Annotated in this window: 27 protein-coding genes and 1 pseudogene; 17 read left to right on the forward strand and 11 right to left on the reverse strand. The window is 71.4% G+C overall.

The features are described 5' to 3' along the window. Positions 1 to 47: 47 nt before the first annotated feature. Entirely contained in the window at positions 48 to 410 is a 363-nt protein-coding gene (locus ACLQ26_RS18385) for a VOC family protein (RefSeq protein WP_244200459.1), read from the reverse strand. Between the two features lie 500 nt (positions 411 to 910). Here ACLQ26_RS18385 and ACLQ26_RS18390 point away from each other — a divergent pair, with 500 nt between their 5' ends. The 3 genes from ACLQ26_RS18390 to ACLQ26_RS18400 all read left to right on the forward strand — a co-directional run bounded on the left by ACLQ26_RS18390 (position 911) and on the right by ACLQ26_RS18400 (position 3414). Then, the gene (locus ACLQ26_RS18390) at positions 911 to 1456 is read left to right on the forward strand and encodes a SigE family RNA polymerase sigma factor (RefSeq protein WP_425745566.1); all 546 of its coding nucleotides are present in this window, start codon (positions 911 to 913) and stop codon (positions 1454 to 1456) included. Next, positions 1453 to 2613 (forward strand): hypothetical protein, encoded by a 1161-nt coding sequence (locus ACLQ26_RS18395; RefSeq protein WP_425745567.1) that lies wholly within the window; start codon positions 1453 to 1455, stop codon positions 2611 to 2613. The genes ACLQ26_RS18390 and ACLQ26_RS18395 overlap by 4 nt, the downstream gene beginning before the upstream one ends. Before the next feature lie 426 nt (positions 2614 to 3039). After that, positions 3040 to 3414 carry a cupin domain-containing protein gene (locus ACLQ26_RS18400; RefSeq protein WP_358156591.1) on the forward strand — a complete coding sequence of 125 codons (375 nt, stop codon included), beginning with the start codon at positions 3040 to 3042 and terminating at the stop codon, positions 3412 to 3414. Between the two features lie 14 nt (positions 3415 to 3428). Here the strand turns inward: ACLQ26_RS18400 and ACLQ26_RS18405 are convergent, their stop codons facing one another. Beyond that, the gene (locus ACLQ26_RS18405) at positions 3429 to 3893 is read right to left on the reverse strand and encodes a MarR family winged helix-turn-helix transcriptional regulator (protein WP_425745568.1); all 465 of its coding nucleotides are present in this window, start codon (positions 3891 to 3893) and stop codon (positions 3429 to 3431) included. A 96-nt stretch (positions 3894 to 3989) separates the two neighbouring features. On the opposite strand from ACLQ26_RS18405, the gene ACLQ26_RS18410 reads away from it, so the two are divergent. The 9 genes from ACLQ26_RS18410 to ACLQ26_RS18450 all read left to right on the forward strand — a co-directional run bounded on the left by ACLQ26_RS18410 (position 3990) and on the right by ACLQ26_RS18450 (position 12400). Then, on the forward strand, positions 3990 to 5072 hold the full coding sequence (locus ACLQ26_RS18410) for a substrate-binding domain-containing protein (RefSeq protein ID WP_425745569.1): 1083 nt from the start codon (positions 3990 to 3992) through the stop codon (positions 5070 to 5072). A gap of 405 nt (positions 5073 to 5477) precedes the next feature. Beyond that, a complete protein-coding gene (urtA, locus tag ACLQ26_RS18415) occupies positions 5478 to 6722 on the forward strand; it encodes an urea ABC transporter substrate-binding protein (RefSeq protein WP_425745570.1) in 1245 nt (414 codons plus the stop codon). Positions 6723 to 6797: 75 nt separating this feature from the next. After that, entirely contained in the window at positions 6798 to 7685 is an 888-nt protein-coding gene (urtB, locus tag ACLQ26_RS18420) for an urea ABC transporter permease subunit UrtB (RefSeq protein WP_425745571.1), read from the forward strand. After that, positions 7682 to 8869, forward strand: a complete 1188-nt coding sequence (gene urtC / locus ACLQ26_RS18425; RefSeq protein WP_425745572.1) for an urea ABC transporter permease subunit UrtC — start codon at positions 7682 to 7684, stop codon at positions 8867 to 8869. Before urtB ends, urtC begins: the two co-directional genes overlap by 4 nt. Further along, positions 8866 to 9642, forward strand: coding sequence for an urea ABC transporter ATP-binding protein UrtD (gene urtD, locus ACLQ26_RS18430; protein ID WP_393291625.1), 777 nt, complete (start codon positions 8866 to 8868; stop codon positions 9640 to 9642). Before urtC ends, urtD begins: the two co-directional genes overlap by 4 nt. Beyond that, entirely contained in the window at positions 9642 to 10334 is a 693-nt protein-coding gene (urtE, locus tag ACLQ26_RS18435; protein WP_358099788.1) for an urea ABC transporter ATP-binding subunit UrtE, read from the forward strand. Before urtD ends, urtE begins: the two co-directional genes overlap by 1 nt. Before the next feature lie 40 nt (positions 10335 to 10374). Continuing rightward, a complete protein-coding gene (locus ACLQ26_RS18440; protein ID WP_425745573.1) occupies positions 10375 to 10845 on the forward strand; it encodes a molybdenum cofactor biosysynthesis protein in 471 nt (156 codons plus the stop codon). 89 nt (positions 10846 to 10934) lie between these two features. After that, on the forward strand, positions 10935 to 11633 hold the full coding sequence (locus ACLQ26_RS18445; protein ID WP_425745574.1) for a nucleotidyltransferase domain-containing protein: 699 nt from the start codon (positions 10935 to 10937) through the stop codon (positions 11631 to 11633). After that, a complete protein-coding gene (locus ACLQ26_RS18450; RefSeq protein ID WP_425745575.1) occupies positions 11630 to 12400 on the forward strand; it encodes a nucleotidyltransferase domain-containing protein in 771 nt (256 codons plus the stop codon). The genes ACLQ26_RS18445 and ACLQ26_RS18450 overlap by 4 nt, the downstream gene beginning before the upstream one ends. A gap of 178 nt (positions 12401 to 12578) precedes the next feature. Here the strand turns inward: ACLQ26_RS18450 and ACLQ26_RS18455 are convergent. From ACLQ26_RS18455 to ACLQ26_RS18480, 6 genes and pseudogenes are all read right to left on the reverse strand, one after another. Further along, positions 12579 to 12785: pseudogene (locus ACLQ26_RS18455) on the reverse strand (nuclear transport factor 2 family protein); the annotation flags it as partial. Between the two features lie 146 nt (positions 12786 to 12931). Next, positions 12932 to 13357, reverse strand: a complete 426-nt coding sequence (locus ACLQ26_RS18460; RefSeq protein WP_425745576.1) for an ATP-binding protein — start codon at positions 13355 to 13357, stop codon at positions 12932 to 12934. Beyond that, positions 13357 to 13689 carry an STAS domain-containing protein gene (locus ACLQ26_RS18465; protein WP_363681911.1) on the reverse strand — a complete coding sequence of 111 codons (333 nt, stop codon included), beginning with the start codon at positions 13687 to 13689 and terminating at the stop codon, positions 13357 to 13359. Before ACLQ26_RS18465 ends, ACLQ26_RS18460 begins: the two co-directional genes overlap by 1 nt. A gap of 157 nt (positions 13690 to 13846) precedes the next feature. Further along, a complete protein-coding gene (locus ACLQ26_RS18470) occupies positions 13847 to 14683 on the reverse strand; it encodes an SDR family NAD(P)-dependent oxidoreductase (protein WP_425745577.1) in 837 nt (278 codons plus the stop codon). A gap of 33 nt (positions 14684 to 14716) precedes the next feature. After that, a complete protein-coding gene (locus ACLQ26_RS18475) occupies positions 14717 to 15109 on the reverse strand; it encodes a nuclear transport factor 2 family protein (RefSeq protein ID WP_425745578.1) in 393 nt (130 codons plus the stop codon). 99 nt (positions 15110 to 15208) lie between these two features. Next, on the reverse strand, positions 15209 to 16015 hold the full coding sequence (locus ACLQ26_RS18480) for an SAM-dependent methyltransferase (RefSeq protein WP_425745579.1): 807 nt from the start codon (positions 16013 to 16015) through the stop codon (positions 15209 to 15211). A gap of 161 nt (positions 16016 to 16176) precedes the next feature. Between ACLQ26_RS18480 and ACLQ26_RS18485 the strand changes: the two genes are divergently transcribed. Together ACLQ26_RS18485 and ACLQ26_RS18490 are read left to right on the forward strand one after the other, a co-directional pair. Beyond that, positions 16177 to 16563 carry a DUF2267 domain-containing protein gene (locus ACLQ26_RS18485; protein ID WP_425745580.1) on the forward strand — a complete coding sequence of 129 codons (387 nt, stop codon included), beginning with the start codon at positions 16177 to 16179 and terminating at the stop codon, positions 16561 to 16563. A gap of 204 nt (positions 16564 to 16767) precedes the next feature. Next, positions 16768 to 17742 carry a hypothetical protein gene (locus ACLQ26_RS18490; RefSeq protein WP_425745581.1) on the forward strand — a complete coding sequence of 325 codons (975 nt, stop codon included), beginning with the start codon at positions 16768 to 16770 and terminating at the stop codon, positions 17740 to 17742. 53 nt (positions 17743 to 17795) lie between these two features. On the opposite strand, the gene ACLQ26_RS18495 is transcribed toward ACLQ26_RS18490, so the two are convergent. Together ACLQ26_RS18495 and ACLQ26_RS18500 are read right to left on the reverse strand one after the other, a co-directional pair. Then, on the reverse strand, positions 17796 to 20618 hold the full coding sequence (locus ACLQ26_RS18495) for a ricin-type beta-trefoil lectin domain protein (protein WP_425745582.1): 2823 nt from the start codon (positions 20616 to 20618) through the stop codon (positions 17796 to 17798). A 371-nt stretch (positions 20619 to 20989) separates the two neighbouring features. Further along, complete coding sequence (locus ACLQ26_RS18500; RefSeq protein ID WP_425745583.1) at positions 20990 to 21823, reverse strand: copper resistance protein CopC; 834 nt, start codon at positions 21821 to 21823, stop codon at positions 20990 to 20992. Between the two features lie 102 nt (positions 21824 to 21925). Here ACLQ26_RS18500 and ACLQ26_RS18505 point away from each other — a divergent pair, with 102 nt between their 5' ends. Genes ACLQ26_RS18505 through ACLQ26_RS18515 form a run of 3 tightly spaced genes read left to right on the forward strand, consistent with a single transcriptional unit; the run spans position 21926 to position 24594 of the window. After that, positions 21926 to 22411, forward strand: a complete 486-nt coding sequence (locus ACLQ26_RS18505; RefSeq protein WP_425745584.1) for a hypothetical protein — start codon at positions 21926 to 21928, stop codon at positions 22409 to 22411. A 5-nt stretch (positions 22412 to 22416) separates the two neighbouring features. Next, positions 22417 to 23784, forward strand: coding sequence for a hypothetical protein (locus tag ACLQ26_RS18510; protein ID WP_425745585.1), 1368 nt, complete (start codon positions 22417 to 22419; stop codon positions 23782 to 23784). Positions 23785 to 23826: 42 nt separating this feature from the next. Beyond that, positions 23827 to 24594: a nucleotidyltransferase domain-containing protein gene (locus ACLQ26_RS18515; protein ID WP_425745586.1), complete on the forward strand. Its 768-nt coding sequence runs from the start codon at positions 23827 to 23829 to the stop codon at positions 24592 to 24594. Between the two features lie 38 nt (positions 24595 to 24632). Here the strand turns inward: ACLQ26_RS18515 and ACLQ26_RS18520 are convergent, their stop codons facing one another. Then, positions 24633 to 26027 carry a dihydrolipoyl dehydrogenase family protein gene (locus ACLQ26_RS18520; RefSeq protein ID WP_425745587.1) on the reverse strand — a complete coding sequence of 465 codons (1395 nt, stop codon included), beginning with the start codon at positions 26025 to 26027 and terminating at the stop codon, positions 24633 to 24635. Between the last annotated feature and the right edge of the window lie 33 nt (positions 26028 to 26060).

Genomic DNA, 26060 nt, shown 5'->3' on the forward strand with positions numbered 1-26060 from the left:
ACGACGCCATCAGCAGGTCTCGGATGCTCGGTCGAAACCTAACCAGATCACACCCGGTAGTACTGCACGACGCAGAACTCGTTGTCCTCCGGGTCGGTCATGACGAGGACTGCGCCCTCTTGGTAGTCATGCCGTTCACCTGTCCACCGCCCGCCCAACATCCCGATCCGATCGACCGCTTCGTCAACGTCGGTAACGGCGATGTCGAGGTGTAGTCGCGTCTTGCCGGCCTTGGGCTCCGGGACCGGCTGGAATGTCAGCACCGGGCCGCCCCCGGCGACAGTGACGCGCCGCCAGCCGGGAAGAGACTCCGTCACGCGTCCTCCAAGCACGACGGACCAGAAGTCAGCCAGTCGCTGCGGATCCCGGCAGTCGACCGTGACTCCGGCAAGTCGGCCCAGTGTCTCCACGACACCGACCATAGCGACGATGTGCAGCCCGCTCCCACGAGCGCGCTCATCTCGGCAGTTCAGGATGCCGGGCACCACGGGACGCCGAACACCGAGCTGACGGCTCGTCGTCTACCTGCGCGCACCGACGGCGGCGGCTGATCCAGCGGGTACCGATTGAGCCTGCCGTGTCCGCCGCAGAAGGGGTGGCCCGTCCGGGGCCGCCCCTTCTGCAGATGTGGAGACGCCGTCCCACCGAACCCGCCTGCGCAGCTGCGGCTGCAATGCGTGGCCAGGCACGCTCGACACTGAGGGCGCGCGGGCAGTCGATCGAGTACAGGGAGGTCTATGCTGGTCGGCCAGCATGCCACCATCCAGCCCGTCGGAGGCCCTGCGGATGACGGCAGCGCCAGCCCTTCAGCGGTCCACTTCCCGCTCGGCGTCGGGCCATGAACGCAGAATTTTCGACACGCCCCAACCTTTTCCCGCTACTGGTCGTCTTGGCTGGTAGGTCACCCCCAATGTTCAGTCGAGAAGAGGCGGACGTGGACGCTCGTGCTCCTGACTTCGACGCGTTTGTCCGGGCCAGGACGCCGGCGCTGCTCCGTTCGGCATATCTGCTCACCGGCGATCAGCACTTGGCCGAGGATCTCGTCCAGAGCGCGCTGGGGCTCACCCATCGTGCGTGGCGGAATCTGGACGCCACCGGTAACGCCGAGGCGTATACCCGCAAGACGATGTATCACCTCCAGGTGTCGCGCTGGCGGCGGCGCCGCATCGTCGAGTCGTTCACCGGTGACGTGCCAGACCAGCCTGCCGTCCAGACCGATCACGCCGAGCAGACGGTGCTGCGACTGTCGTTGCGCAGCGCTTTGTCCGGCCTTACCGCCAAGCAGCGCGCAGTCGTCGTCCTGAGGTTCTTCGACGACCTGACCGAGGCGCAGGCGGCGGAGACCCTGGGCGTCAGCGTCGGCACCATCAAGAGCCAGACCGCGAAGGCGCTCGAGCGGCTGCGCGTGCTCGCGCCGGAGCTCAGCAGCGTCAACGTGAGCGGAGATGCGCGATGACCGAGATCGACAACTTGCGCCGAGGCCTGAGCGAGATCGCCACCGAGGTCGATGCCGTCGACCTGCGCGAGCGGGCCCTGGCCACCTCCCACCGCATCCGGGTCCGCCGCACCGCCGTCACCGCGGTGGCCGGACTCGCGGTCGCCGCGGTGGCGCTGAGCACCGCCGTCGCCGTCCGGACCGACCGCCCGCCGACGCCGCCGGGGACCGGCCCCGCACCATCGCCGACCGTGCTGCCGACCGAGCAGCAACGCGGCGAGCCGGAACTGGGCCTGGGCCCCTTCAGGTCGGCCACCATCACGGTCCCCACCTGGGGCGCGGCCGCCGACGCCACCTGCACCAAGGGCCGGGTCTCTCTGAAGGATGGCCAGTACCTGCGCGATGCCGCGCACCGACCGGTGAACGTCTTGTCCTACGTCGCGGCTGACGTCGACCACGACGGTACCGAGGACTACGTCGCTCATTTGATGTGCGGTGAAGGACCCGAGGCGGGCGGCAGCCAGATCGTCGCGTTCCGCCGCAGCGGTCAGGAACTGGTGCCGATCGGCCGGATCGTCGGCACGCAGGACGGGCTCGCGATGATGGACTATCTCGAGGCTCGCGACGGCGGCCGGGTCGCGGTACTGGTCTCCAAGGAATACACCGACGGTGGGCAGAACACGGTGCCGAACCAATGGCGCACGTACGCCTGGCAAGACGGGCGGTTCCGGCAGGTGGACGGCCCGACCATGTTCCCGGCGCAGCCACCGGCCGCACTGCTGTCCGTCGCACCCTCCACCTTGTCGTTCCGACCGCAAGGCAACGGATTCACGGGCCGGCTGACAGTCACGGTACGCAATGACGGCGCCGTCGACGTCGCTCGGCTGGAGATCCTGCTCATCCTGCCGAACCAGGTCCGGCCGACGGGCGAGGACTGGAGTGGCTGCGCCGTCCGTCCAGGCTCCGATCAGACGGCGCTGGTTTGCACCGTCCCCGGACCGCAGGCGCAGTCGCGTACTTCGGTGCCGTTCACCTTCGTGGCCGCCAACAAGCCGGTGCTGCTCGACGATCCGGTTAACCTCGGCAACCACTACGTATCGGTCTCGCAAGCGCCGCCGTTCGACGGGCAGGTCACCATCAACGACCCGGAGGCCATCATCCCGATCACCGTGCCCTGAGCCGCAGACGAACCCCGACAGTCCCCGACCGGTGTCACCGACGACGGCGGTCGGGGACTGGCTCGTGGGGCGTCAATGGGTTTGCCTCTCCACATGCGTTCGGTATCGGCAGCGTCGTGCAGCCCCGGGGATCGTCATCGGCGCCACGGCCTCCCAAACTGGATCTTGCCAATCGCTCAGGACTTGGTCACTGATGTTCGCGCCGAACTGGCGAAGGATTTGTCGTGATCTGCTTCGCCAGGTCGAGCTGGCTGATCCCTCGGCGCCATCGCCACTGCCGCAGGAGCTCCCCGACCGTGTACACGATCGTGGGAGCCTGCCCCGTTCGCGCATCCCCGCACCTGACGGTCCTGCGGTTTCTTATCCTCGAGAGGATGTGCCAACCGGAGCGACTGCCGTTCGGATGACGGCTCACAGGAGGCCGTGATGAGTGGGAAAGATCGACCCGAGGGCATCAGTCCGACAGCAGTGGAGGGCGCGCCCGGGCTGTGGCGTGTCGATCTCCAGAGACACGATCTCAGCATCGAGGGCCGTGAGGTCATCCAGAGTCGGGTGGAGTTCACGCCGGATTCGCCGCCGTTCAAGCACTTCCACCCGGGCGAAGAGATCATCTGCGTGCTCCAGGGATCACTGGAATACACCCTCGAGGGTCAGCCGCCGGTGGTGTGCAACGCCGGCGATGCTCTGACCGTGCCGTACGGCGTCCACCACCAGGCCCGCAACGTCGGCACCGGCGTCGCCGTCGAACTGGCCACGTACGTCGTCGAGAAGGGTAAGCCGCTTCTCACCAAGGTGGAGTGACCGCCGGGATTGGGTCAGCGGCGCGGGCCGGCCGCGTCGGCGTGATCGCGAGGACGGGTCGGGTCGAGGCGGTCGATCAGGTCGTCGAGCTGGCCGATGAGGGCAGGGTCGGCCGGTACGCCCAGGTCGGCGAGGTCGGCCCGGACCCGCTCGTCGAGGCGGGCGTGTTCGCGGCGGCCCCGGGCGGTCAGGTAGGCGCGGATCCGTCGGCGGTCCAGGGGGTCGATCCGCCGGAAGACGAGGTTACGGTCGACGAGCTGGTCGACCAGCTTGGTGAGGGTGCCCGGCGGCAGCGACGCCTCGGCGGACACCTCGCTCATCGGGTGACCCTGACCGTCGGCGAGCAGGCAGAGCACCCGCCACGCCTCGGTGGTCAGCTCGTCGTCGGCCAGGACTGCGCCCAGCCGTCGGGAGAGCAGCCGTTCGGCGCGGGTGAGCGAGCGCAGCAGGTCGGCTGGCGCCCCGGGCACGTCTGACATGGATCTCCCTGGTCCGGTGGCTCTGCCATGCTACCGAGTCGTCCCGGTCCGTGGTGAGCTCTGGTCTTCCGACGTGGGCCGGGCAATCATGTGCTCATGTCCGCGCCGGCACCGCCGTGGCTCACCGTCGATCGGGCCGTGGTCAGCATCGCGCTGGTCTATCCGATGCGCGGGCCGGCGGGAATGTTCGGCCCGACCTGCGAACTCTGCGCCCAGCTCGCGGTCGAGGAGATCAACAGGTGTGGTGGGGTGCTGGGCCGCGAGGTGCGGCTGGTGCCTGTCGACGGCGGCGCCCCGCCGGCCGAGGTGGCCGCGGAGGTCGAGGCGCTGGTGTCGGTGGGTGCCGTGCAAGGCGTGACCGGATGGCACATCTCCTCGGTCCGGCAGGCGCTGGCACCCCGTGTCGCACACCGGGTGCCGTACGTCTACACCGCCCTGTACGAGGGCGGTGAGCGTACCGAGGGGGTGTTCCTGACCAGCGAGACGCCGGACGCCCAACTGTGGCCCGCGATGCGGCTGCTCGCCGGGGAGCAGGGCGTACGACGTTGGTTCGTGGTCGGCAACGACTACGTGTGGCCGCGGCGCACCGCGCGGGCCGCCCAGCGGTACGCGCTGCGCGGCGGTGGGCGGGTGGTGGGGCAGGCGTTCCTGCCGTTGGAGACGCACGACTTCGACGACGTGTTGCGCCACATCGAGCGCAGCGAGGCCGACGCGGTGGTGATGTTGCTCGTCGGTGCCGACGCGGTGCGGTTCAACCGAGCTTTCGCCCGCGCCGGGATGGATCAACGCTGCCTGCGGCTGAGCACCCTGATGGACGAGAACATGCTGCTGGCCAGTGGCGCCGGCGCGACGCGGCGGCTCTACAGCACGGCGGGGTTCTTCGCGGGTCTCGTGACACAGGAGAACCTCGACTTCCACGGTGAGTTCGCCCGCCGGTTCGGGGTGGACGCGCCGCCGTTGGGCAGCCTGGGGGAGTCCTGCTACGAGGGCGTGATGCTGCTCGCCGCCCTGATCGGGCAGGCCCGCACCCTCGACGTGCGGGCGATCGAGACGGCCGCCGACACGGTGGCGTACCACGGGCCGCGCGGTCGGCTGCGACTGCGGCGGCGGCACGTGCGCCAGCGGATCTACCTCGCCGAGGCCGACGGTCTCGACTTCACGGTGCTCGCCCAGCTCTGACCGCCGGTTCCCACGCTTGACAGCCCCACCCGGCTCGACCCTAAGATGCTTCCTGCGTGAAGGATCTGGCCGAGGGCCGGATGCCACGAATGTGTGTCCACCGTCGGCGGAATCTGTTCGCCGACCATTGTGGTGGCAATTTTATCGCAGGATTCTCCCTGGCCGGCACCGTCTTCGACTGACGGCGCCGGCCATTGTGGTGAGCGCCTGAACAGGGCCGTGGGAAACAGTCAATTAAGGACTGGGAAACACTCACGCAATCAAGTCGGTCGACGCTTTCCCTGCCCGTACCCGATGCGATGGCCACAGGCGGCGTCCACCCGTCGACCTCGGCATCGCCGACGCAGCTCCACCGGACCGCACCGACCGTCCATTCGCCACTTGAGTGCACCGCAGGGAGAATAGATGTCACTTCTTTGGAGCCGCCGCATCCTGGCGGGCGCCCTGACCCTCGTCGCCGCGGCCGCGTTGACCGCCTGCGGCAGCAAGACCTCCGACGAGGGCGGCGCGGCCGGCGTCACCGCCGACGTCTCCGGCGACACCGTCAAGGTGGGCCTGCTCAACTCGCTCTCCGGCACCATGGCGATCAGTGAGGTCACCGTCCGCGACTCCATCATGCTCGCCGTCGAGGAGATCAACGCGGCCGGCGGCGTGCTCGGCAAGAAGATCCAGCCGGTCGGCGAGGACGGCGCCTCCGACTGGCCGACCTTCGCGGAGAAGGCCGAGAAGCTCATCTCCGAGGATCGGGTGGCCGCCGTCTTCGGCTGCTGGACGTCGGCGAGCCGCAAGGCGGTCAAGCCGGTGTTCGAGAAGAACAAGGCGCTGCTGTTCTACCCCGTGCAGTACGAGGGCCTGGAACAGTCGCCCTACATCTTCTACACCGGGGCGACGACCAACCAGCAGATCGTTCCCGGCCTCGACTACCTCAAGGCGCAGGGGGCGAAGTCGGTCTATCTGGTCGGCAGTGACTACGTCTTTCCCCGCACCGCCAACAAAATCATCAAGGCGTACGCGGCCGCCAACGGGATGACGGTGCTCGGCGAGGACTACGCGCCGCTCGGGTCCACCGAATTCGGCACGATCGTCAACAAGGTCAAGTCCTCCGGGGCGGACGCCGTGTTCAACACCCTCAACGGCGACAGCAACGTGGCCTTCTTCAAGGAGTACAAGTCGGCAGGCCTGACCGCCGCGGCGATGCCTGTGGTGTCGGTGTCGATCGCCGAGGAGGAGGTCAAGGGCATCGGCACCCAGTACCTGGAGGGCCAGCTGACCGCCTGGAACTACTACCAGACCACGCCCGGCGCGGCGAACACGAAGTTCGTGGCCGCGTACAAGGCGAAGTTCGGAGCGGACAAGCCGACGAGCGACCCGATGGAGGCCGCCTACGTCAGCGTGTACCTGTGGAAGGCGATGGTCGAGAAGGCCGGCGCGTTCGACGTCGAGAAGGTCCGCACCGCCTCCGACGGGATCACCTTCGACGCGCCGGAGGGCCTCGTCACCGTCGACGGGAAGACCCAGCACATCGCCAAGACCGCTCGGGTCGGCAAGGTCGGCGCCGACGGTCTGATCACCGAGGTGTGGAACTCCGGCAAGCCTGTCGCTCCGGACCCGTACCTCAAGACCTACCCGTGGGCGAGCGGCCTGAGCTGACGACGCCGGCCCGGTCGGGCCGCGTTGCCGCGCGGCTCGCCCGGGCCACCCGACCAGCAGTACGGAGTACCCACCGTGACAGTCCTCTTCGGTCAACTCTTCACAGGCATCAGCATCGGCGCTGTGCTCCTGCTCATCGCGCTCGGGCTGGCGCTGACCTTCGGCCAGATGAACGTCATCAACATGGCGCACGGCGAGTTCATCATGGCCGGCGCGTACACCACGTACTTCCTGCAGCAGAGCATCACCGGCGCGGGCCTGTCACTCGTGGTCGCGCTGCCGGTGGCGTTCGTGGTCGCCGGCACGATGGGTGTGCTGCTGGAGGTCCTGCTGATCCGCCGGCTCTACGCCCGCCCGTTGGACACCCTGCTGGTCACCTGGGGTGTGTCGCTGATGCTGCAACAGCTCGCCCGCGACGTCTTCGGCAGCCCGAACGTGCAGACCCGCGCGCCGGAACTGCTCACCGGCAACGTCGCGTTGCCCGGCGGGCTGACCGTCGCCAACAACCGGCTGTTCATCCTGGCGCTGGCCCTGGCCGCCGTCGCGGCGCTCACCCTGGCGCTGCGGCTCACCCCGCTCGGTCGCCGGATCCGCGCGGTGGTGCAGAACCGCGACCTCGCCGCGGTGTCCGGCATTCCCACCGCCCGGGTCGACCGGACGACCTTCTTTCTCGGGTCCGGCCTGGCCGGGCTCGCCGGGGTGGCGCTGACCCTGCTCGGCCCGATCGGCCCGACCATGGGCACCAACCTGATCATCGACGCCTTCCTGGTGGTCGTGGTCGGCGGGATCGGCCAGCTCAAGGGCAGCGTGATCGTCGCCTTCGCCCTCGGCGTGCTCCAGGCCACCGGGGAGTACCTGACGACCCTCAGCATCGCCAAGGTGATCGTGTTCGTGGCGATCGTCGCGTTCCTCCAGTGGCGGCCACAGGGCCTGTTCACCCTGCGGACGAGGAGCCTCGCATGACCGCCGTGACGCCCGCGCCTCCGAGCACCGCCACCGCACCGGCTTCGGCCTCGGCCGGCGCCGCGCCCCCGAGCCGGTCCGGAGGCCGTTCGCGGCTGCGGACGCTGGCCGGCTTCGCGTTCGGCGCGGCGCTGCTGTTCGCCGTGGCGCCGCTGCTGCTGTCGGACTTCCGGCTGGCGCTGCTCGCCAAGTACCTCTGCGTCGCCATGGTCGCGGTAGGCATCGGGATCGCCTGGGGCCGGGGCGGCATGCTCACCCTCGGTCAGGGCGTCTTCTTCGGCCTGGGTGGCTACGCGATGGCCATGCACCTCAAACTCGCCGACGCGGGCCCCGGTGGGATGCCCGACTTCATGCAGCTGTACGGGCAGCTCGACGAGTTGCCGCTGTGGTGGCGGCCGTTCGCCAGCCCCTGGTTCGCGTTGCCCGCCACGGTGCTGCTGCCGATGGCTGTCGCCTTCGGGCTCGGTTCGCTCGTGTTCCGTCGCCGGGTCCGGGGCGCGTACTTCGCCATCCTCAGCCAGGCCCTCGCCGCCGCGATGGTGATCCTGCTGATCGGCCAGCAGGGCACCACTGGCGGCACCAACGGGCTCACCGACATCAAGGGCTTCTTCGGGTACGACCTGGACGACCCGGTCAACCAGCGGATGGTGTACTTCATCATCGCCGGCGTCCTGCTGGCGTTGCTCGCGCTTACCCGTCAGCTCATCCAGAGCCGCTACGGCGAGCTGCTGGTGGCGGTCCGCGACGGCGAGGAGCGGGTCCGCTTCCTCGGCTACGACCCGGCGTCGGTCAAGCTGGTGGCGTACGTGGTCGCAGCCGGCATGGCGGGGCTGGCCGGTGCGCTGTTCGTGCCGGCGGTGGGCATCATCTCGCCCGCGCTGATCGGGATCGTCCCGTCGATCGAGTTCGTCATCGGGGTCGCGGTGGGCGGCCGGGCCACGCTGCTGGGCCCGGTGCTCGGCGCGGTGGCGGTGGCCTGGGCGCGTACCGCCCTGTCGGAGCGTTTCCCGGGCACCTGGACGTACCTGCAGGGTCTGCTCTTCGTGGTCGTGGTGGCGTTCCTTCCCGGCGGCCTGGCGTCGCTGTGGGCGCTGGCCCGCCGTCGCGACGTCGGCGCGCAGCCGGCGCGGCGCGGCTGGTCACCGCTGGGTCGACGTCGCGCCGAGCGGACGGAGGCGGCATGAGCGGCGAGCGGTTGGACGGCCTGTCCGTCCGTGACGTGCGGGTCAGCTTCGACGGGTTCACCGCCGTCGATGGCGTCTCGCTGGAGGTGCCGGCCGGTGACATCCGGTTCCTGATCGGCCCGAACGGCGCCGGGAAGACCACACTCGTCGACGCGATCACCGGCCTGGTGCGGGCCACCGGCTCGGTCCGGTTCGGTGACCAGGAGCTGCTCGGTCGGCCGGTGCACCGGATCAGCCGGCTCGGCATCGGGCGGACCTTCCAGACGTCGACGATCTTCGAGGAGCTGTCGGTCGTGCAGAACCTCGACATCGCGGCCGGCGCCCGACGCAGCTGGGTGACCCTGGCCCGGCGTCGGCGCGGGATCCCCGACGAGGTGGCGGCCGCGTTGGAGACCATCGGTCTGACCGGGCGGGCCGACCAGCTCGCCGGGACGCTCGCGCACGGCCAGAAGCAGTGGCTGGAGATCGGCATGCTGCTGGTGCAGGACGCGCGGCTGCTGCTGCTCGACGAGCCGGTCGCCGGGATGAGCCACGAGGAGCGTGACGCGACCGGGGCGCTGCTGGAGACGGTGAGCCGGGACCGCACGGTCGTGGTGATCGAGCACGACATGGACTTCCTGCGTCGGTTCGCGCGCAGCGTCACGGTACTGCACGCGGGGAAGGTGCTCAGTGAGGGCACGGTGGCGCAGGTCCAGGCGGACCCGCGCGTGCAGGAGGTCTACCTTGGCCACCCGGTCGCCGCCGGGTCGGCCCCCAGCGGTCTGGAGGCATGATGCTGACCCTGCGCGGGGTGCACGCCGGATACGGGCGTTCAAGGGTGCTGCACGGGGTGGACCTCGCCGTCCCGCCCGACGGGGTGGCCGCGGTGCTCGGACACAACGGCGCCGGCAAGAGCACGCTGCTGCGGGTCGCGGCGGGCCTGCTGCGCCCCAGCGCCGGCACCGTCGAGCTGGACGGCGAGGACGTCACCCGTCTCGCGCCGCACGAGCGGGTCCAGCGCGGAATGGCGTACGTCCCGCAGGGCCAGCAGTGCTTCCCGCACCTGACCGCCGCGGAGAACCTGCGGCTGGTCGCCGACGGCCGGCGCGACGGCCCGGTGGCCACGGCGGAGGTGCTGGACCTGTTTCCGGCGCTGCGCCCACTGCTGCGCCGGCGGGCCGGGCTGCTCTCCGGCGGCCAGCGCCAGCAGTTGGCCATCGCCCGTGCGCTGATCACCCGGCCGCGGCTGCTGATGCTCGACGAGCCGACCGAGGGCATCCAGCCGTCGGTGGTCGCGGAGATCCAGGAGCGGATCGTCGAGCTGACCCGGCAGTCCGGGTTCAGTGTGCTGCTGGTCGAGCAGCACCTGGGTTTCGCGCTGCGGGTGGCGGACCGCTACCACGTGCTGGAGTCCGGTCGGGTCACCTCGGACGGCGACGGCGGTGTCACCGCGGAGCGGGACGTCCGGGCGGCCCTGGCGGTCTGACCGCGCCCGGCGGCGTCCTCCGGTTCGTAGAATCCGTTGCATGGCGCACATCGTCGAGTTGCTGGCCTCGCCCGTGCACCGGTTCCGGGGCCGGCCCTCCGACGGTCCGACGCCGGCCCCGCCCGGCGAGCTGGTCGACACCGTCCAGATCCGGGCCGGCCTCGGCATCGTCGGCGACCGCTACTTCGGCAAACCGGCGCACCGCGACGCCAGCGTGACCGTGATCGCCCAGGAGTCCCTGCCGGCCGGCATCGGCCTGGCGCAGGTCCGCCGCAACATCCTCACCACAGGCATCGCCGTGGACGAGCTGATCGGCAAGGTCCTGATCCTGGACTCCGGCGACGGCCCGGTCAGCCTGCGGGTCAACCGCGCGGCCCGGCCGTGCGCCTGGATGGACGTCACGGTGGGGCCGGGCGCCTGGAAGGCGCTGCGCACCACGGGCGGCATCCGCTGCACGCCCCTCGACGACGGCGTGCTGCGCATCGGCCCCATCGACGCCACCGTGAGCTGAGCGAAACGGATTCGACGACCCGCCCCGCACCAGGCATGGTGTGCACCGGACGTCGGCGGGTGCCGGCGCGGCGCTCGGGGGAGGCGGCGGTGCAACACGCGTTGACGGATCAGCAGGTCGACGACCGCACGATCCTGCAGGTCGTCGTCGGCTCCCGTGCGTTCGGCCTGTCCGATGCCTCGTCGGACACGGACCGACGCGGGGTGTACGCCCTGCCGGCCTCGGCGTTCTGGGGCCTGCGCAAGCCGGCGTGGCACCACGACGGCCCGCTGCCCGAACAGGTGCGCTGGGAGGTCGAGCGGGTCTGCGTGCTCGGGCTGGCGGCGAACCCCACCGTCCTGGAGGTGCTGCACTCTCCACTGGTCGAGACGTGCACCCCGCTGGGCGCGGAACTGCGGGCGCTCACGCCGGCGTTCCTGTCCCGGCGGGTGGCCGACACCTATCTGCGCTACGCCACCGCCCAGTTCGGGAAGGCCGAGCGCGGTATCGCCCGCTCCGGCGCCCCGATCTGGCGGCACGTGATGCACCTGATCCGGCTGCTGACCGCCGGCGGTCACCTCGTCCGTACCGGACGGTTGGTGCTCGACGTCGGCGTCGACCGGGACCGCCTGCTCGCGGTCAAGGCCGGCGCCGTGCCCTGGGACGACGTCGTCGCCTGGCGGAACCGGCTGGTCGACCGCATGACGGCGGACCTGCCCACCAGTCCGCTGCCCGACCGGCCCGACGAGGCGCGGGTCGAGCAGTGGCTGACCTCGGTTCGCGACCGTTCCCTGCGGTGGGCGGCATGACCGCCTGGGAGGACGCCGGCCTGCCGGCCGGCGTCGACCTGGCGGCCGTCGTGGCTGAGCAGCCGTACCCGCTGGTCTTCGCCACGGTCTCCGGTGCCCACCTGTACGGGTTCCCGTCCAAGGACTCCGACGTCGACCTGCGTGGCTCGCACCTGCTGCCGGTCGCGGAGCTGGTCGGGCTGGTCACGCCGGCGGAAACCCGCACGGTGATGGCCGACCGCGACGGGGTGGAGCTGGACCTGGTGACGCACGACCTGCGCAAGTTCGTCCGGCTGATGCTGCGCCGAAACGGCTACGTGCTCGAACAACTGCTGTCCCCACTCGTCGTGCACACCACGGCGACGCACGCGGCGTTGGTCGAGCTGGCGCCGCTGACGGTCACCCGGCACCACGCCCACCACTACCGTGGCTTCGCGGCGAGCCAGCGGCGGCTCTTCGATACCACCGGCGAGCTGAAGCCCCTGCTGTACACGTTCCGGTCGCTGCTCACCGGAGTCCACCTGCTGCGGACCGGCCGGATACAGGCGCACCTGCCGACCCTGCTCGACGTCGAGCAGGCACCGGCGTACGTGCCCGACCTGATCGCCGCGAAGCGGACCGCCGAGCACGGCGCACTGGACGGTCTCGTCCCCGGCGCGACCCTCGAGCGTGACCTGGCCGAGTTGGCGGCCCGGCTCGACCAGGCGCACCGGGACAGTCCGCTGCCGGACCAGCCGGCGGGTTCGGCCGAACTCCACGAGCTGGTGGTGGCGGCCCGGCTGAGGTGACGAGCGGGTCAGACCGGGCTGATGTGGGCGGCGAGGATCCGCCAGCCGTGCGGGTCGTCGTGGACCCAGGTCCGCGTGTAGCGCAGGCGGGCGGCGAACGGCTGACCGTTGAACACCCCGCCACCCGGCCCAGGAAGAACGTCACACCCGTCCGGCCGACGACGAGCAGGTCCAGTTCCTCCTCGACCAGCTCCTCGATGATCGAGGTGCGGTCCCGGTGCGCGGCCAGGTCCTCGGCCTTGCCGTGCTGGCGGCCGTCGGGGCCTATCGCGATGAGCTGGTCGACGAGCAACTGGTCGAGGGCCGCGACGTCACCGGCCCGCTGCGCCGCCTGCAGTGTGCGTTCGGCGTCGAGCAGCTCCGCCTCGCGTGCGCTGTCCGGCATGGCCGTCCTCCTGGTCTGCTGCGCCCGACGCCACCGTCCGGACTGACCGCATTGTGGCAGCCGGCGCCGCCTCGACGTGGGCGCATCGGCGCGGTGGCGCGTTCCGTGCACCCTGGCCGTGCGCGTGCTGCCCGGAGCCGCCCGACTCACAGGGCCAGTCGGATCCGGACCACCGTGCCCTCACCGGCGGCCAACACGGCCACCTCGTCACAGATCTGCTCGACGATGGCCAGCCCGCGGCCTCGTACCGCGTCGGCGGCCGGCATGCCCCGGCCGAACGCCCGCGTCGGCCCCTGGTCGACGACGTCGCAGAACAACTGGTCACCCTCGGCCCAGAGCCGGACTCGTCCACCCTCGGCGGTGTGCTGCAACGTGTTGGTGGCCAGCTCGCTGACCGCCAGCGCCAGCAGCTCCACCCGCTCGGCCGGCAGGCCCCGGGCGGTGGCGCCGGCGCAGACGAAAGCCCGCAGCTCCCGCAGGTCGGTCGCCACCTCGTACGCCATGGTGTCCGTCGGCGGGGCGGGCGCGAGCTGTTCGGCGACGGCGCGGGTCTCCCGCTGGTTGGTCGCCATCAGCCCGCCAGCCGCGGGTCGTCGGCGGGCGGGCGCAGCAGGTTGCCGATGCCTGTGATGTCCAGGACGGTCGCGACCGGGCCGGCGGCGTTCACCGCGTACAGGTGGCGGCCGTTCGCGCGGGCCTCCTGATGGGCGGTCACCAGGCCGTGCAGGCCGGTGGAGTCGAGGAAGCGCAACCCGCCGACGTCGACCACCACCACCGGCGCGGCGCGCACCGCCGCGGACAGTACGACCGTCAGCTCGGGCTGGGCCGCCAGGTCGCACTCACCAGTCAGCGTGACCACGATCCGCCCGGGTGTCGTGGACGTGCGGGCCTCGAAGTGCGCCATCGGACAGCAGCACCCTTCCTCGTAGCGTCAGCTGTTGTCGGCACATCATGTCATCCGTCGGTGGACCGGCCACGTCGTCCGTTCGGCGGTTGATCACGAAAGCCGTTCCGCCGGGCGGCCGAGGCCGGACGCGTGCGGTGCCGGCGGGCGCGACGGGTCAGGGCGTCGCGTCGAACGCGACGGATTCGCTCAGCTCACGCCACCGCGAATCGGACGCCGCGAGCCCCTCGGCGACCGTCGCGGCGGCCGCCACGGCGTCGGCGCCGAGGAGCAACCGTGCGGGCGGATCATCGACACCGGTGATCCGGATGATCGCCTGGGCGGCCCGGCCGGGATCGCCGGGTTGGTTCCCGCTGGTGCGCCGCATCCGCTCCACCACCGGCTCGATGACCGGCCGGTACGGTTCGCTGACCGGCAACATGCTCATCGAGGCGCCCGCCCAGTCGGTGCGCAGCGCGCCCGGCTCGACAGTCGTGATCCGGATTCCGAACGACGCGACCTCCGTGGCGAGCACCGCCGAGAAGCCGGCCACCGCCCACTTGGCGGACTGGTACGCGCCCAGCCCGGTGCTGGCGACCCGGTCGCCGACGCTGGAGATCTGCACGATGTGCCCACGCCCCTGCTCCCGCAGCACCGGCAGGGCGGCGCGGGTGAGGTTGACCACCCCGAAGAAGTTCGCCTCGATCTGCGCCCGGAAGGCGTCCTCGGACATGTCCTCGATCGCGGCCACGTCGGCGTACCCGGCGTTGTTGACCAGGACGTCCAGGCTTCCGAACGCGTCCACCGCGCCGCGTACGGCGCTCCGGGCGGCGGCGGGGTCGGTGACGTCGAGCGCGACCGCCCGGACCTGGTCGCCGTACCGGTCGGTGAGGTCGGCGAGCTGTGCCGGGTTGCGGGCGGTGGCGACGAGCCGGTCGCCGTCGGCCAGCACGGCCTCGGCGAGCGCCCGGCCGAGCCCTCGGGAGCAACCGGTGACGAGCCAGACTCGGGGCACGACTCTCCTCCTGACGGGCGGTCCGCGTAGTGGCTACGGGCGGATGTCCAGCGCGCCGATCAGGTCGTCGCGCAGGGTGAACCGGTGTCGCAGCTCGATCGGGCTACCCGCGAAGTCGCCCGACACCCGCGTGCGGACCAGGTACGAGTCGCCCGCCTGGGGCGTCACCCCCACCGGTTCGGCGGTGTACGAGGTGGCCTCCCTCGTCCGCTGCGCCCAGGAGCGGATCGAGGGCCTGCCGTCGTACAGCCGGTCCTCGTCGGCCACGCTCGCGGTGTCCGCGAAGCAGGCGACGAGGGCGTCGAGGTCACCGTCGGCGACGGCCCGGAAGTACCTGTCGATCACGTCGGGCAGGTCGACCGCCATCTGCTCCTCCTGCGGCACGGGCCGCCGTCGGGCGGCCGGCGTGTACCGGTCCGACCTCACCGTACGAGACGGGGTCGGCCGGACGCGGAGCAACCACGGAACCGACCTCGTCGCGCGGCGCCGATGGAGGGATCCGCCACCGGCGCCGCGCGACGCGGGTCAGGGCTTGCGGCCGACGGCGCAGTAGCCGTCCAGGGGCGCCGGCGTGCCGTCGTGCTCGGGCCGCCAGTGGGTGAACGGGACCAGGCCGGGTTCGACCAGCTCCAGGCCGTCGAAGAACCGGGCTATCCGCTGCGGACTGCGCAGGTGGTACGGCAGCGCGCCGCTCTCGTTGTACTGGCGGTGCGACTCGACGACGGCCTCGCTGGTGTCGGTGCCATCGGAGAGCGCCAGGTAGCTGCCCGACGGGACCGCGTCGAGAAGTGTGCGGATGATGGCGACCGCCTCGTCGTCGTCGCCGACGTGGCCCATCACCCCGAACAGCAGGACGGCGACGGGTTCGCTGAGGTCGAGGTGCTCGGTGGCCTGCTGGAGCACCGCCTCCGGCTCGCGCAGGTCGGCGTGGATGTAGCGGGTCAGCCCGTCCGGGCTGCCGACCAGCAGCGCCCGCGCGTGGGCCAGCACCATCGGGTCGTTGTCGACGTAGACGACCCGGCTTCGCGGATTGACCCGCTGGGCCACCTGGTGGGTGTTGTCGGCGGTGGGCAAACCGGTGCCCACGTCGAGGAACTGGCGGATCCCGGCCGGACCGGCGAGGAAGCGCACCGCGCGGGACAGGAACGCCCGTGACTCGCGGGCGGTCTCGATCATCGCGGGGAACAGCTCGCGTACCTGCTCGCCGGCCAGCCGGTCGATCTCGAAGTTGTCCTTGCCACCCAACCAGTAGTTCCAGATCCGGGCCGAGTGCGGCACGCTGGTGTCGATCTTGGGCTGGTCGGCGGCCGACAGGGGGGCGGTTTCCGCCATGGGGCGTCCTTCCGCTCGGGGGTGGGGAAGACACGAAGGACAACCATGCTCGCACAGCCCTTCGATGCGTGAAGCGGACACCCGTGCTCTGCCACGCGCCCCGGGTTTGTCGCCGGTGGGCCGGGGTAGCCACGCGTCTCGGCAACGGAAAGGGCGGGACCATGGCCGATCTCGGATTCGTCGACAAGGTCGCGGCACGGGCTGGCGTTTCACCGGCGCAGGCACGCCCGCTGACCGAGGCCGTGCTGCGGACGCTCACCGAACGTCTCAGCGGCGGCGAGGCCGGCGCGCTCGCCCCCCATCTGGCCGCCGAGCTGAGCCCGCTGCTGGTCAAGGCCGCCGAACCGCCGGAAGCCTTCGGGTACGACGAGTTCCTGCGCCGTGTGGCCGAGCGCGCCGGGACGGACCGACCCGGGGCCGAACGGGGCGTGCGGGCGGTTCTCCAGACCATGCACCGGGTGGTCGGTCACCGGGAGTTCACCGACGCCCTGGCCCAGCTGCCGGCGGACCTGCGCGCACTGGCCCAACCCCTGCCGCAGGGTCCCTGACCGAACGCCGCTGCACCCCGGCTCCGCTGCACCCCGGCGCCCGTCCACTCCGACTTCCGGACGTCTGGCATCGCTGGCCGTTCGGTCCCTGGCGTCCCGGTGCGTCGGCGTATCTACTGTGCGTGACTGATCGAACGCGCAGTGGTGGCGACCGGCCGCTCCCGCCCGCCGGAGCTCCGCCGCTCCGAGCCGAGGAGCGCCCCCTTGACGTCCCTGCTGTCCCCGCGCACCCTGCTGACCGCCGCGACGACCGCCCTCGTCGCGTCGACAGTCCTCACCCCGACCTCCGCCCTCGCGTCCCCGCCCTCCTACCGGGTCGTCGATCTCGGCACCCTGAGCGGCGGGGCCGGCGCCGCGACAGCGATGAACGACCGCGGCGACATCGTCGGGTGGAGCACCGTCGCCAGCGGCGCCCGGCACGCGGTGCGCTGGCGCAACGGTGTCCTCACCGACCTCGGCGTGCTGCCCGGCGACACCGACTCCGCCGCCGTGGACGTCAACGAGTTCGGGGACGTGGCGATCACCTCGTACGGGTCGGACTACCTGACCCGCGCGGTGCTCTGGCGCGACGGACGGCTCATCGACCTGGGCACCCTGGGCGGCGAGAACAGCGAGGCGATAGCCGTCAACGACAGGCGGCAGGTCCTCGGCACCAGTGATCCCGCCGATGACATGCGGCACCGCTTTCTCTGGCGCGACGGCGTCCTCACCGACCTGGGACAGGAGTACTTCTACGAGTTCACCGCCGACGTCAACAACCGCGGCGACGTGGTGGGCGGGTTCAACGTGCCACCGCGGGACTACCCCTGCACCTGCGTGGGCGGCCTGTTGCGCGACGGGGTGTTCACCCAGATCGGCGGCGCGGCCCTCGGAATCAACAACCGCGGCCAAGTGGTGGGCGAGGCCAACGGCCACGCGTTCCGGTGGCAGAACGGGAGGCTCACCGATCTGGGCACCCTCGGCGGCAGCCGGAGCTGGGCCACGGCGATCAACGACCGGGGCGTGGTGGTCGGCTTCAGCAGCGTTCCCAACGAGGAGCGGCACCCGTTCATGTGGCGTGACGGGGTGCTGACCGACCTCACCGGCCGGGGCGTACGGGTGGACGACTCGATCGAGGACATCAACAGCCAGGGTCGGCTGGTGGGCGGCCGGGAGGGGCGGCCACTCCTGTTCCGCTGACCGGCGCGGAGCGCGGTCCGACCGGCCGTCGGTCGGACCGCGCCCGCCGGGTGTCAGCCGGCGCTGACCACCCACTTCTGGTGCGCGCCACCTGTGTACGTGCCGATCTGGATCGGGGTGCCGTCGGCCGTGGCACCCCCGGCGGCCTGCAGCACCTTGCCCGACTGCGGGTTGCGGATCGACCCGTCGGACTGCGGCTGCCACACCTGCGAACCGGTGCCGTTACAGGTCCACAACTGCACCTTCGTGCCGTCGGCGGTGCCGGCGTTGTCCACGTCGAGGCACTTGCCCAGCGCCCGGTACGTGTCGCCGTTGCGGCTCCACGACTGCGCGCCGGTGCCGTTGCAGGTCCACAACTGCACCTTCGTGCCGTCGGCGGTGCCCGCGTTGTCCACGTCCAGGCACTTGCCGCCGACGCCCGTGATGCTGCCCGAACCGCCTGTGGCGCTGCCGTACACCTCCAACTCGTAGATGCGCGCCGCGGTGTCGGTGGTGCTTGTCGGCGCGGTGACGGCCAGGCGGACGTAGCGGGCGCCGGGCGCGCTGACGTCGTGGGTCGTGGTGCTCGCCGTGTTGCCTGTCACCGTGGCCCGGGTGGTCCAGTTCGTGCCGTCGGGGCTGGACGCGAGCGTGAAGTCCCGGGTGTTCCAGGCGGCGTTCTCACCACCGGCACCGGCGTGCTTCACCACCACGCGGTTCACCGCGTAGCTGCCCCCCAGGTCCACCTGGAGATACTTCGAGGTGCCCTTCGAGCACCACTTGTCGCCGTTGCCGCCTGTGACGCTGCCGTTGACTGCCTTGGCCGGCACCTCGGTCGTCGAGCAGGAGCTGTCCGCGGTGGCCGGCTTGTTGAGCGCCAGGTTGGTCCCGCCGGTGACACCCGGGATGGCGTTGAGCGTGTACCACGCCTCGGTGCTCCACAGCGACTGGCCGCTGGTAGAGGTGAACGGTTGCGGTGACCGCAGGTAGACCACCCGGCCGGCCTTACGGCCGTCGACGGCCAGGGTGACCTTCTTGCCGTCCGCCGAGAGGGTCGCCCCGCTGACGGTCAGCGTCTCCTCGTCGATCTTCGGGCCGCCGTAGTTGGACGTCGCCTCGTACCGCCACTGCTTGACCTTGTAGTGGGCGGCCAGGTTGGCGGCGGTCGCCGCCGAGACCGGCTGGGTGTACTCCACCTCGAAACCGGCGGTGGTGGCCCGCATGGCCAGCATCTCGAAGGTGCTGGCGCTGTTCGGGGTGAGCTTCTGCAACCCGTACGTCAGCTTGCCGCTCTGTCCCCAGTTGCCGCCCGCGCCGAGCCCGCCGACGTAGATCGCGCCGTCCGGGCCGAGGTTGACCTCGGAGACGCCCGCCTCCAGGCCCTGGGTGAGCCGGAACAGCGCGCCCTGGTACTCGCCGTTCACCTTCTCCACCGACGCGCGCTGGAGGCCGCCGTAGGTGACGTCGCCGATGACGAACTGGCCCGCGTACCGCCCGGTGGTGAGGTAGAGCGGCGTGCTGGGGGAGTTGGCGATCTCGTTCTGCGGCATCCAGAGCACCGGCGGGGTGACCGGGTTCGCGTCGAACGGGCCCGCCGGGGTCATGTAGTGGTTGAAGAAGCGGCCCTGCTTGATGTGCACCAGTTTCGACGACGGCAGCCAACCGCCCTGGTTGTCGGTGACGAAGATGCCGCCCTCCGGGCCCCAGCCGATGCCGTGCGGCGTGCGCAGACCGCCGGCGACGTAGCTGACCGCGCCGGTGTCCTTGTTGACCTTGATGGTGGTTCCCCGGTTGGCGGCGGGCTGCGGCACCGTGGTCGCCCCGCCGTAGTCGATCGACACCGACAGGTTCACGTAGAAGAAGCCGTCCTGGTAGAGCAGACCGAACGCGAACTCGTGGAACTTGCCCCCGTACGGCCAGGTGGCGACGGTGTCGAGGCGGTCGGCCACCTCGTCTGAGTTGGTGTCCACGAGCCGGGTCAGCCGCTGCTTCTCCGACACGTAGACCACGCCGTCGACGACCTTGAGCCCCATCGGCTCCTTGAGACCACCGGCGATCTTCTTGGTGGTCACCGATCCGGGGCCGGTCGCGCCGCCGGTGTTGCCCATGACGTACACCTCGCCGTCCTGGGACGCGCCGGACTGGTCGGTGCCGCCCCAGGTACTGATGACGAGCCGGCCGTCGGCCAACCAGTCCATCCCGGTGACCTTCGGCTGGAAGCCTGAGGGCCGCAGGTTCGTGAGCGTGTAGCCGGGGTGCACGCCGATGAGCGGCAGCCCGTCGCCGGGGGAGTCGGTGACGCCCTCGCACTCCTTGCGGCCCGGCGCGGTCACCCGCACCACCCCGGCGTCGGTGCTCAGCGCCGAGGTCGGCACGACCACGAAGGACGACGAGCCGGGCGTACGCCACTCCAGGGTGATCTGCTGGCCACCGGCGCGTTCGAAGTGGTCGATGCGCAGCGGGTGCAGCCCGGCGGCGAGGGTGACGGTGCCCTCCTTGGGCGGTGTGGCGCCGTGCAGGCCGTCGTGGTTGATGACGACTGTGTTGTCGATCGTCAGCTTGGACCCGTCGTCGCTGCTGAGCCGGAAGGTGTAGCTCCCGGCCTGGGTGATGGTGATGTTGCCGAGCACCTGCGAGACGAAGTTGTCCTCGAAGCCGAAGTCGGCCGCCGAGGTCCAGTTGATTGTGGACATCAGCTTGTCCACGTTCGGGGTCTGCGCGGGTTTGAGCGTGCAGATCTCGGAGAGCGGCACCTGGACGTCGTAGACGCGCAGCGTGACGCCCGGTTCCTGCTCGGGGGCGGCGTCGGCCGGGTCGGCCCAGAAGCCGACGGCGAGGACGAGCGCGAGCGCGCCCAGGACGGGACTGCGGAATCGGCGCAGCGGCGGTGTGCCCATCGTTCCTCCACAGAGGATAGGAGTGACCGACGGCCGGCGTGCAGCGATGGTGAGGTGGTGGCCGCCGGCCCGGTCCGTAACGTCCTCGACGCCGACGAGTGACGATCCGGAAACACCGGGTCGATGGGTCGAGACATTAAGGGGTTTCGATGGCGCTGTCCATGCCTTTGTATCGATGCATCAAAAGTTCCCGATGTCCGTGCGAAAGGTCGCGGCACTGATCCCTGGATGTCGGGAATGTGCGCGTGGCGGACGGCGGTTCAGGTGCCGGCCACGGGCGAGCGCGCCGGGCGCAACGACAGCCCTCGGGCGGTCGTTGGCGGACAAAAGGTGGCCCGCGTGCCGACTCGGGGGCGGCACGCCGATGAGACTCAGCGGCGTCCGCGCCGCGTCGGCCGACCGTTCGCCCCGGCGCGCGGACGAGAGGCCCCGCCGCGTGGACGCGGGGCGGCGCCGCGTGCAGGGGAGGCGCCGCGGGATGGGCGTGCTGCCGGTCGGCGGCGGGCCGCCACGACGACGATCGTGCCGACGACGAGCACGACGGCGGTGGGCACCAGCCAGGGCGGAAGTCCTCCGGCCGGTGGGGGCGCCGGTGGCGCGGCCGCGGGGGTGACGGCCGGGTCGAGTGTCGCCAACGGCACGGCCGACGCCGAGGGGGTGCCCTCGGCCTGGGCGAGCAGGGCCGGATCGGGGGCGTTCGTCGGCGCCGTCCAGCCGGCCGGGGCCGCCGTGCTCGGGCCCTGGTAGTCGAAGGTGACGGTGCCCCGCACCGCTTCGCCGTCCGAGGCGACAGTGAGGTAGGTGGCGGTGTAGCGGCCCTTCGCCGGCCAGTGCGCGACGGTGACCATGGCCGGGAAGCCTGTGTGGTAGAGCCGCGGCTCGAAGACGCCGTTGACCATGAAGTACTCCTGGACCGGCTTGTCCAGCCGCTTCGGCTCGCCGAACGACCAGCCGCTGTCGACCCGCGACCCGTTCGGGCCGGTGACAGTGAAGTGCGCGTTGCTGGCCGGCTTCTCGGTGAAGTACAGGCCGATCTGGGTCAGCGGCTTGCGGACCACGGTGCCGGTCAGCGGCGTGGAGGTCGCCAACTGTCCGTGCGCCGACGCCGGGGCGGCGGGCAGCGCCAGGGACACCACCAGCAGCGCCGCCAGCACGGCGACGGTACGGCACACAACGTGACAGACAGTGACCAGCCTCGATCGCATTCGTTCATCATGGTCATTTCCCCACCGCCTAACAAGACGTAGAGTTCACCCTCCGACGATCAGCTCGACACCCCGTCCCCCCGCGTCGTTCGGAGTCCGCCCGTGTACGTCCGCGCCCCCGGTGCCCGCCGCACCGCCATCCCCGCCACCCTCCTCGTCACCGGTCTGCTCGGCACCCTGCTCATCGCCGGCTGCGGGCACGACGACGACCCGTCCGTGGCCACCCCCTCGACACCGCCGACGTCGGCCGCCGCACCGACCTCCGCTGGTTCGCCGGCCTCGACGGACAGTCCCACTCCCTCCGCGACCGCCAGCACGCCCGCTGTCGACCGGGAGATCACCGTGACCATCGCCAAGAGACGGATCAGCCCGCCGACCGGCCGGGTGACAGTGGCCAAGGGCCAACTGGTCCGGATCACGGTCACCTCGGACGTCGCCGACGAACTGCACGTGCACGGCTACGACCTGGGCGCCCGACTGCCCGCCGCCAAACCCGCCTCGGTGGAGTTCCGGGCCGACAAGACCGGGCTGTTCGAGGTGGAGACGCACGAGACCGAGCTGGTGCTGTTCCAGCTCCTCGTCCGCTGAGCCCGATGACCGGCGGCCCCGCGCTGCTGGCGCACGGCGTCGGCGGCCGTCAGGACCTGCCGATCACGCTGCCCGAACTGGTCGTCGCCGCCGCCCTGACCCTTGTCGTCACGTTCGTCGCCCTGGGCCTGCTCTGGCGCGAGCCACGCCTCGACCGGGACGCCGCCGGTGGCCGGCCGGTGCCCGACCGGCTGGCCGGCCTCGTCGACGCCCCCGCGTTCCGGTGGACGCTGCGCGGACTGGGACTGCTCGCCACCGGCTGGTTCTGCGTGGGCCTGCTCGCCGGGCCGGACACCCCGGACAACCCGACGGCCGGCGCGCTCTACGTGCTCCTCTGGGTCGGGCTGGTCCCCGTCTCGCTGCTGTTCGGTCCGGTCTGGCGGGCGGTCAGCCCACTGCGTACGGTGCATCTGCTCGTCGCCCTGGCGGCGCGGCGCGATCCGACGCGCGGCGTCCGGGAGTTGCCCGCCGGCCTGGGGCTCTGGCCGGCCGCGCTCACCCTGTTCGGGTTCGTCTGGCTGGAGCTTGTCGCGCCGGAGCGTGCCACCCTGCCGGTCATCACCGCGTGGCTGGCCGGGTACGCCGTGGTCATGCTGGGTGGGGCCGCGCTGTTCGGCGCGGACTGGTTCGACAGGGCCGACCCGTTCGAGGTCTACAGCGCGCTCGTCGGCCGGCTCGCCCCGATCGGCAGAGCCGCCGACGGTGTGCTGGTGTGGCGCAACCCGCTCGACGGGATCGCCGGGCTGCGCCCCCGCCCCGGACTGGTCGCCGTGGTGATCGTGCTGCTCGGCTCGACCCTGTTCGACAGCCTCTCCAACGCGCCGGCGTGGCTGCGCTTCGCCCAGGAAAACGGCAGGCACCCGGCGGTCACCGGCAGCGCCGGACTGGTCGGGGTCATCGCTGTCGTCGCCGTGGCGTACCTCGTCGCCACCGGGGCGGCCGCCCGCGTCGGTCGCGCGGGATCGGCCGGTGCCGCGGACCCGGCGGTCAGCGTCGAGTCCCGGCGGGTGCCGGGCGAACTCGCGCACTCGATCGTGCCGATCGCCGTGGGTTACGTGGTGGCGCACTACTACTCGCTGCTGATCCTGGAGGGTCAGCGCACCGTCGCCCTGCTGTCCGACCCCCGCGACACCGGAGCGGACTGGTTCGGCACGGCGGGGTGGCAACCGCACACCGCGCTTGTCACCCCGTCCGGGGTGGCCAACCTGCAGATCACCGTCATCATCGTCGGGCACCTGCTCGGCACACTGCTCGCCCACGACCGCGCCCTGTACCTGTTCCCCCGGGCGCGGGCGGTGGCCGGTCAGCTTCCACTGCTCGCGCTGATGGTCGCGTACACCGTCGCCGGCCTGCTGCTGCTCTACGCCGGTTAGGCCCGGTGCCGACGCATCCGCGAACACGGGTGAGGATGGGGCGTGGACTCCGCTCTTCGGCGCTACCTCGACGACCTCGTGGACACCGCCCGGGACGTGCTCGGCGGCGATCTCGTCGGCGCGTACGCGGCCGGTTCGGTGGGTCTCGGCGCGTACCAGGCCGGCCGCAGCGACGTGGACGTGGCGCTGGTCTGCTCCGGACCGCTGACCGAGGCCGCCAAGGTGACGCTTGTGGCGCGGCTGCGGCACGAGGCGCTGCCCTGCCCGGCCCGCGGGCTGGAACTGGTCGTGTACCAGCGGGCGGTGGCCGCGGCCGGCAACCCCGAGCCCAGCTTCGAGGTCGAGCTGAACACCGGGAAGGGCATGCCGTTCCGCCGCACCCTCGACCCGGCGGACCGCCCGCCGAGCGACGGCCGGTTCTGGTACGGGCTGGACCGCAGCATCCTGCACCAGAGCGGGCTGGCGCTGGTCGGGCCGCCGGCCGCAGAGGTCTTCGCCGACCTCACCCCGGCCGACCTGCGCCGCCTGCTGATCGAGGCGCTGACCTGGTGGCTGGCCCTGCCGACGCCAGCGGGTGACCGGCCCGCGCCCGGCGCGGAGGACGCGGTGCTCGGCGCCTGCCGTTCCCTGGTGCGCCACCGCGACGGTGCGTGGCTGTCCAAGGTGGCCGCCGGCCGGCGACTCGTCGACACCGGCGACCCGGCCGAGGTGATCCGCCGGGCGATCGCCGCGCGGCACGACGGGCCACCGCCCACGGGCACCCAGGCGCGCGCCTTCCAGGAGCGGGTACGCGCCGAGATCGTCGGCTGACCGCACCCGGCGGGACGTGCTCGGCGTTGTCGGCCGGCTCAGCGCACCGGGCGGGGCTTCAGCGACGCGAAGAGCAGGTTGAGGCCCTCGGCCATCGTCGGATGCGTGATGACCGCGTCGCGCAGCGCGGTCCACGGCATCGAGGCGAGCATGGCCAACTGCACCGAGGTGATCACCTCGCCCGACTCCGGGCCGAGCAGCGCCGCGCCCAGGATCTGGTCGGTGCGGGCGTCGATCACCGCCTTCCACATCCCCTGCGTCTGGCGCAGGGTGCGGGCCCGGGGGATCGCGGCGACGGGAAGATGGGCCACCTGAACGTCGTACCCGGCGCGGTGCGCGTCGCTTTCGCTGAGACCGACCCGCGCCAGCTCCGGCGTGGTGAAGACGGTGTACGGGATGAGCCGGCCCGCCGTGCTGCGCTGCTCACCGGCCAGGTTCGCCCGGATGATCCGGTAGTCGTCGAGCGAGGCGTGGGTGAACTGCGGGCTGCCGGCGACGTCCCCGGCCGCCCACGTCCGCTCGGCACTGGTACGCAGGTACTCGTCGACCACCACGAAGCCCCGGTCGTTGAGGCGGACACCTGCCGCGTCCAGCCCCAGCCCGTCGGTGACCGGCGCCCGGCCGGCCGCCACGAGCACCTCGTCCCCGGTCACCACGCTGCCGTCGTCGAGGGTGATCCGGGCCGTACCGTCGGCGTCGCGGTCCACCCGCGCGACAGTCACCCCGACGCGTACGTCGATGCCGTCGTCGAGGAAGATCCGCATCACCGCGTCGCCGATGTCCGGGTCCTCACGGGTGAGCAGTTGGGGACCGCCCTCGATCACCGTCACCGCGCTGCCGAACGACGCGAACATCTGCGCGAACTCCACCCCGACGGTGCCGCCACCGAGCACCACCAGTCGCGCCGGCAGCCTGTCCAGGCGCAGCAGATCGTCGCTTGTCAGCACCCCGGCCTCGGCCATCCCCGGTACGGACGGCAGGTACGGGCGGGTGCCCGTGTTGATGATCACGTCGTCTCCGCGCAGCAGTCGCTCGCCGCCGTCGGCAAGTGACACCTGCACGGTCCGCGCGCCCACGAACCGGGCCTGACCGATCACCAGGTGCAGACCCGAGTCGAGGAACTGCTGCCGGTTGGCGGCGACCATCCCCTCGACGACGTCCTGCTTGTGCGCCCGCAGCAGGTCCACGTCGACCCGGCCACCCTCGACCACGAGGCCGAGCGCGGCGGCGTCGCGGAGCTGGCGAGCCGCCCGCGCGCTCGTCACCAGCGCCTTCGTGGGGATGCACGCGACGTTTATGCAGCTACCGCCGATCATTCCGCGTTCCACCATCGCCACCCGGCGACCGGACCGGGCGACGTCCATGCTGAGCGTCTTGCCGGCCTTGCCGCCACCCACGACGAGCAGGTCGAAGTCCTCCGGTTGGTCGGTCACGGGCGCTCCTCTCGGCCGCGCGGCGCTCCTGGG

The organism is Micromonospora sp. DT43, assembly GCF_049841645.1.
Lineage (GTDB): Bacteria > Actinomycetota > Actinomycetes > Mycobacteriales > Micromonosporaceae > Micromonospora.